Raw genomic sequence first — 6,464 nt, forward strand, 5'->3', positions numbered from 1 at the left:
TCTTCTGACTTCCCTACTCCCTACTACCTACTCCCGCGCAACCCAGGACGAAAGTACCTCAAGCAATTGGTAAGCATTAAGCTATCAGCCATTGGCCTTGGCCAACAGCTGATAGCTTAGCTATAAAACTGGTTTATATCATCTCGGTATAATTATCCTTAAGACAAATCTCTCCCATCTCCATCTCCCCATCTCCCCATCTCCCCACACTCCCTCTAATTATGGGTATTCAACCTGACTTGATATTCGTGGGTGGATTTTTCAAGAACGTTCATCAAATCTGGTGCGGAAGCTCCCGTATTTTATCCAGTATTGTTTTAGATCATGATGAGGTGTATGTAAACTGGCTTTAGCTTGATACAAAATAACTTGGCGATGGGAGCCAATCCAAATTTTTTTAATGGGTTTAACCGATATTACACTTCCTCCGAGACTCTCGACACATTCCGAGAATCGTTCAACTGTTGTATATTCTACCGTCTCAAAGATAAAAAAGTGACCCGAGCAGATTAAATGTCTGCTCCTAATCCAGCACTGCATCTTTTTTTGAGCTCTTGGCGGTAGCATTAGCTGTACACAAATCATCCTCAACTCTAATGATAATTAAGATTTTATGATAGTGGTTTGATAACAAAGGGAGTAGGGAGTAGGGAGTAGGGAATAGGGACAAAAATCATCACAATTCATTTAGGAACCCTATAGGTTTTAGGTTTTAGGCTTTAGGCATACCTAATAATCACTTCCATAATCATTGCTAATAGAGTAGCAATAAAATAAAATACCAGTTTTAAGCTTGTCGGGTGGTAACCAAAAAAATTGGTTATTTTGAGTAGTCTAGATTAGACGACTTTACCTACCCTACTTTGCTTAGTATTTGTTAGTATTTGTTTGTTGGTATTTGTGTGACAATCCAATCCCTTATTGCTGATAACTAGGCACTATACATCCGCGCTACAAATCAGGTAATTCGTCAGCAAAACTTTGCCGTTTATCAAATCGTAAATGACCAGCTGCTGAGCCCCATACGTGCTCATGAGTATTGACATCCATACCCTGATCTAGGCTTATCCAAGTAGTTTCAGTTAGTTCCACATCACTGACCAGATAGGTTTTACGCCCATTACGTTCGATGAAACACTGGCAACCAGGTTCTACACTGCCACGAAACATGTCACCCTCTCGCCAGAAAATCATTGAACAGTTGTAGCGACGTTCTATAGCATCAGGGGTAATGGTTTTGAGAATATCTAGCTCTCGCGCTGCCCCGGCATAAAGAATTGGATCGTTAAGGCTGTAATTTTCTATATAAGTATGATCACCTTTATCAATCAGGCGATGGACTCCCTGACGGTAGGGACTCCATAGATCATAGTCATAGGCTTGCTCAGAGTAGAAACCAATACCGGAAAAAAAATCAAAGGGTAAGGGGCGAAAGAAAACATGAATGTGAGCGTAAAGCTGAGGATTATCAATCGCTTGTTTTTGGTTACTAAAATCTCCAGCCATCCAACTAGCTAGAGTCAGTAAATTACTGGTAGTTTTATCGGTAGTACTAGACAACATTGGTGTATTAATTTATTGAAAACTTAGAGTTAAAAAAGATTAAAAAAAATCTAAATTATGACCTTAACTGTTCAACCGGGTCACTTTCACCCCGATTGGGATAAGTCACGGATTTCTGAAGAAAACGAGGCTGTAGTCACCCCTTGACCAGAACTGGTTTTAATCAAGGACACCCGAAAACGTAAATTCGGTGTGGCAAACCAAATCCGTTCTTCAGCAGCTGCTCGGTCATACTCCGTTAACAAAGTGAATGTACCATCTTCAGTAAGGTGATAGTTGCCCACTGCTGCAATGGTCTCGGCATAGCCTTGCTCTCTGAGCAGTTTTCCCCGATCGGGGTGTTCAGGATCGGGGATAGGGACTAGAACGCAACTCCCAGACTGGATGTCGTCTTCATCCCAATCTGACTCACCTTCCCAACTCATGCGAAAGGGATGGAAGGCAGTTGTGGGATCAATATCGTATAGTTTGCAAATGTCAATCACAGCTGAGTCATCAGCCTCAAGGGCAACGATATCAATAGTTGAGCGTATTTCCTCAAAGTGACTAAACGCTAAGTGATGACCGCTGCGTTGCGATCGCCAACGTCCAATAGAACGTTCTATAAACTCAGTAAGCTCCATTTGCTATGTGTAGTTTGATTTAAAAAAGTTAACAATTTTGTTTGCGTATAGCAGCTGAATCCTCAGCTCAATGGTGTTGTACGTTACGCAAACCTAGTAAATTAGAGCCTTTACCCGGATTTACACCTTCAGTTATACACCGTGGCTCCAATCCTTCAACATTAGTAATTGTAAACTTTTGTGACAGTTATGTGTGGATACCAGAACTAGTATCAACGGAAACATAACAGTCAACTGTCAACAGTTAACCATCAACAGGATTTATAGCATTTATCATAGTAATGAGGTACACAGGATTTGTTTCCTATTCCCTATTCCCTATTCCCTATTCCCTATTCCCTATTAAAGACTCCCGACTCCCATTAACCCAGAACGAAAGTACCTTACCCAATTGAGAAATGCTACGCTAATTATCAAACTTTTTGTTCCACGCCAAATCCTACTAGCACCACCTTGTCTAGAGGTTCGCTTTCTGGAGGACGCTGGTAATTAATAATTTTGCGGATTCTTAAGTTGGGATTGATCAGGGTAATAGAATCAACAGATACCACACGGGTATAGTAGGTGGTCATCAAAAGTTCTAGTTTATTGGTATCGAAGCTAAAATGAGCGACTTTAGGTTTAGCTTCTTCGTAGGCGCGATCGCGTAAATAATCTCCCTCTAGAATCATTGATTCTTCGAGCTGAGGGACAAAAAGCATATTCAGTTGTTGGGACACCCGTTCACCTTTTTCAGAAACTGTTTCGAAACCAAGATGATAACCACACAGGTCATTGATATTAGGTAAGTCAGGTTGCTGATTATCTATCAACACCTTAGTTTTGAGGGGAGAAGACAGGGGTTCAATGGTGAATTCTGTACGGGAGCGCTCTACCTGCTGGTGAGTCAGATCGTGATAGGTACGTTGTGCCACCCAGGTTCCTACGCAGCAATCAAAGAAGTATTTAAATTTGGATATAGACATGGTTTTGTTAATTTAAATTAAAAAATTTTATTTCATTGAAAATCATTACTATATCGTTTAATTTTTTTTTATATTTTATAGTTATTTTTCTGATTTATTTTATTAGCTAAAGTTTTTCAATTGATTAATTAAATGATCGAAATAGGGGGCTATTGTTTCCGGTTCAGATAATCCCTTTAAACTAGCTGCCTTTATCTCTTCTAATCCTGATACCATTGCGGGGATTGGGACTTGCATTTCTTTGTACAACAAGTTCATATAGTGCAGTCCTTCAGCACTAGTAAACTCGGTGCTACTGCCAGCAATCCCATAGGTAATACACCGGAGGAAATGCCAAAAATCTCGCCAACAGGCTTCTGCTCGTGGGGGGGGATAAAGACTACCCCCTGGTTTAGTAATATCAGGATATTGAGCCAATACGGTTTCCCGGGCTTCGCAAACAATATCAGAAGCGTTATCCCGCAAAAATTTGGCTGTATTGATTAAGGGCTCCGTATCTGGTGAACAGGCTTTAATCTGGTGCAAGTCATCATCGGTAAGATAGCGACCGTGATCATCAGCTGCCTGGAAATGCTGGATAATCTCTGGGGGATAGGAGTCTTGCCAGTTGGCAAAGCTGACAATTCTGGCTTTGGTAATTAGTTCTTTGATATAGTCGCTTAATTGAGTCGTCATGGTTGATTTTTGTTGAAGGTTGAAGGTTGAAGGTTGAAGGTTGAAGGTTGACCTTACCATCTCATCAACGCAACGGGGTGAACTAAATCTAGGTCAAACTATGCAGTATCCCTAAAAGTGTCTCATATTGCTGGTTTCATCTAACTAGGTCGCTGTTACAGAGCGTTGGTGAATTGGGGCAATTCTCCCTAGTCCGTGCTTAACCTTACCTAGCACCCCGCTAGGTGATACTGGCCTCTAACCGTAGGGCTTCTGTCTTAAACTTGGAGTTAAGCCAACCCAGGTTTAAGGCTTCAGTTACGGTTTTCCCGTCAGAGGCTAAGTACCGAACAGTGCGCAGTAACAATACTCTGCGCACGTCTGCATATTTCATCCACCGAGTAATCTCAGTGTCAGAACCGCGATGCATGATGTTCAATGCGGCATTTTGATCAGCCTGTAACACAACCCCCGTATAACGGGTAAAGCGATCTCCGCTCCGCTGACCTAGTAACGTCCCGGTTTGGCTATCAACTTGCGATGTGTATGCAGGGTTAACCGTCGTAACGACTGACCCTGTCTCTTTGGCGACTGAAACCAAAGAATCTTGTAACTCTCCCTTCATCCATTGGTTAAGCTTCCGATTGATCACTTTGGCTTGGGTCTTGTTAACAATGGGTGATGTGAGATCTTCGGCAAAGATTTGAGTAGGCTCATTGATCGCCCGTCTCAAGTCTGTACGGATTAAATTTTTGATTGTGGCTTTCTCCTGAGCCAAACGCTTTGATTTGACCTTGTAGCCTAGATTATTGAACTTTATAGTTTCAAGCTTTGCTGGTGTGCGCTGGGCATGTTGGAATAGCCGGTAACGATTGCGGTTAGTCCTACCATGCCGCAATGACTTGCGGCTGAGTAATTCCCCCAAACCCTCACCGACTGTTTCACCCGTCGATAAATAAAACGCTTCAGTATATCCCTTGTCTAACCCTATGGTCTTTACAGGCTTCTCAACAGCAGGGATGGCTTTAGTCCTGATCGTGTGAACTTCTAACCGTCCTTGGCCATTCTGGATTAATCTGATTTGACCCTTAAGGACGTGGCGACATTTCAGTTTCAGACTGACTCGCTTTCCCCGGTTTAACCCAGCTACTTGAAGTTCTACAGTGTTACGGGTTAGCCGCTTGCACTTGTAGCCATTATTTTGGTAGACAATCTGATTACGGACAAAGGTATGCCCACGCTGATACTGCTTTCGGAATATCCGATGTAACCAAGGGTCAGCCCTGGGGTCAGTCTTGAGCAGTTCTAACAATCGTTTACGCTCACTTTTGTCGGAAGTCTTACCGTAAATTTCCCTGATAATAAAGACTTTGGCCGCTTCTTGTTGAGCAGTGATCGCCTTGATTGTGTCATTGACTGCCCACTCCCAGAGCTTAGAAGGTAACCCAATCTGCTCAGGGGTCATGATGGTGCGAACAATCTTATCCGCTTTTTTCCAGTTAAGCCCCCAACCTTGCAACGAACCTAATTTGTTATAGGTCAATGCTCTGGCAGTTCCACAAAGTCCCATAATCTCTAAAATCTGAGACTCATCCTGGCAGGCAACCACAGGAATGACCTGAGTATAGGTTTGTTTAGCTGTGGTTGCGTAAGCCAGGATTTTTTCCATGCTGACACCCCTAACCTTAGCGGCCTCTCCCATAGGAACTAAGTCGTCTAATCTATGCATAATTTTTAGTTAAGTAGTTATGCAGAGATTTAAGAAGATTTTAGGCGAACTGTGCAAGGGCTAGTTCACTTTACAGCAGTATACTCAATTATGATAATCTTTGATTAAAGGTATTAAGAAATGTAAAAAAAGCTGGCTCTGTAGTGCTATGGACATCCGCCAAATCGAAATCTCTCTCAAAAGTCCAAATGCTCAGGATCGCCTCAGGGCACTTACTGCTTTGAGAGAGTATGGTTCAGATGTAGCTGTTCCCCTACTAACAAGTAAACTCAAGGACCCAGAGTTTTTAGTGCGCTCCTTTGTAGCAATGGGACTGGGGAATAAACGGAGTGACGAGTCCTATGCTGCGTTGTTAAATCTGATCCAATTTGATACCGATCCCAATGTAAGGGCAGAAGCTTCCAATTCCTTGTCCAAGTATGGAGACGTGTCAATATCTCATCTAGTCACTAGCTTTCAACAGGATGATCACTGGCTGGTGCGCCGTAGCATTCTTGCTGCTTTGGTGGAAATGTCTTGTCCAGAAGAACTCTATAGTATTTGTATTTGCGGCTTAGCAGGGGAAGACCCAACTGTCCGAGAAGCAGGAATTGATGCCCTAGGGTTACTGGCTGGTACTGTTAAGGAAACTGAGGCATTGCAGCAAATTCTGGCTCTGAAAAATTCACAATGGTGGCGTATTCGGATGCATGTTGCCCGTGCCCTCAAACGATTTGATTCCCCCGATGCTAAAGCAGCATTGGGAGAACTGATGAAGGATGAAGACCATCGGGTGGTAGCTGCTGCTTTAGATAGTTATCTCTAGAGCATCGGTTTGGTGATCAGATTTAGGGAGTAGGGAGTAGGGAGTAGGGAGTAGGGAGTAGGGAGTAGCAAAGCAGCGCCTAGCTGTGGGGGTTCCCCCCATGATCGACTGCATCAAGACATTGA

Annotated in this window: 7 protein-coding genes; 1 reads left to right on the forward strand and 6 read right to left on the reverse strand. The window is 43.0% G+C overall.

Going from position 1 to position 6,464, the window contains the following annotated elements:
- Positions 1-523: 523 nt before the first annotated feature.
- The 6 genes from F6J94_RS27835 to F6J94_RS27860 form a co-directional block, all read right to left on the reverse strand.
- Complete coding sequence (locus F6J94_RS27835; RefSeq protein ID WP_293046321.1) at positions 524-670, reverse strand: hypothetical protein; 147 nt, start codon at positions 668-670, stop codon at positions 524-526.
- Positions 671-951: 281 nt separating this feature from the next.
- Entirely contained in the window at positions 952-1,563 is a 612-nt protein-coding gene (locus tag F6J94_RS27840) for a chromophore lyase CpcT/CpeT (RefSeq protein ID WP_293046323.1), read from the reverse strand.
- 86 nt (positions 1,564-1,649) lie between these two features.
- Positions 1,650-2,186 carry a phycobiliprotein lyase gene (locus tag F6J94_RS27845; protein WP_293046325.1) on the reverse strand — a complete coding sequence of 179 codons (537 nt, stop codon included), beginning with the start codon at positions 2,184-2,186 and terminating at the stop codon, positions 1,650-1,652.
- Between the two features lie 413 nt (positions 2,187-2,599).
- Positions 2,600-3,151 (reverse strand): phycobiliprotein lyase, encoded by a 552-nt coding sequence (locus tag F6J94_RS27850; RefSeq protein ID WP_293046327.1) that lies wholly within the window; start codon positions 3,149-3,151, stop codon positions 2,600-2,602.
- Positions 3,152-3,253: 102 nt separating this feature from the next.
- Positions 3,254-3,886: a phycobilisome protein gene (locus tag F6J94_RS27855; protein ID WP_367142281.1), complete on the reverse strand. Its 633-nt coding sequence runs from the start codon at positions 3,884-3,886 to the stop codon at positions 3,254-3,256.
- Positions 3,887-4,046: 160 nt separating this feature from the next.
- On the reverse strand, positions 4,047-5,534 hold the full coding sequence (locus F6J94_RS27860; protein WP_293046330.1) for a transposase: 1,488 nt from the start codon (positions 5,532-5,534) through the stop codon (positions 4,047-4,049).
- Between the two features lie 148 nt (positions 5,535-5,682).
- On the opposite strand from F6J94_RS27860, the gene F6J94_RS27865 reads away from it, so the two are divergent.
- On the forward strand, positions 5,683-6,339 hold the full coding sequence (locus F6J94_RS27865) for a HEAT repeat domain-containing protein (protein WP_293046333.1): 657 nt from the start codon (positions 5,683-5,685) through the stop codon (positions 6,337-6,339).
- Positions 6,340-6,464: the final 125 nt, after the last annotated feature.

The sequence above is a fragment of the Moorena sp. SIO1F2 genome (assembly GCF_010672755.1).
Classification (GTDB): Bacteria; Cyanobacteriota; Cyanobacteriia; order Cyanobacteriales; family Coleofasciculaceae; genus Moorena.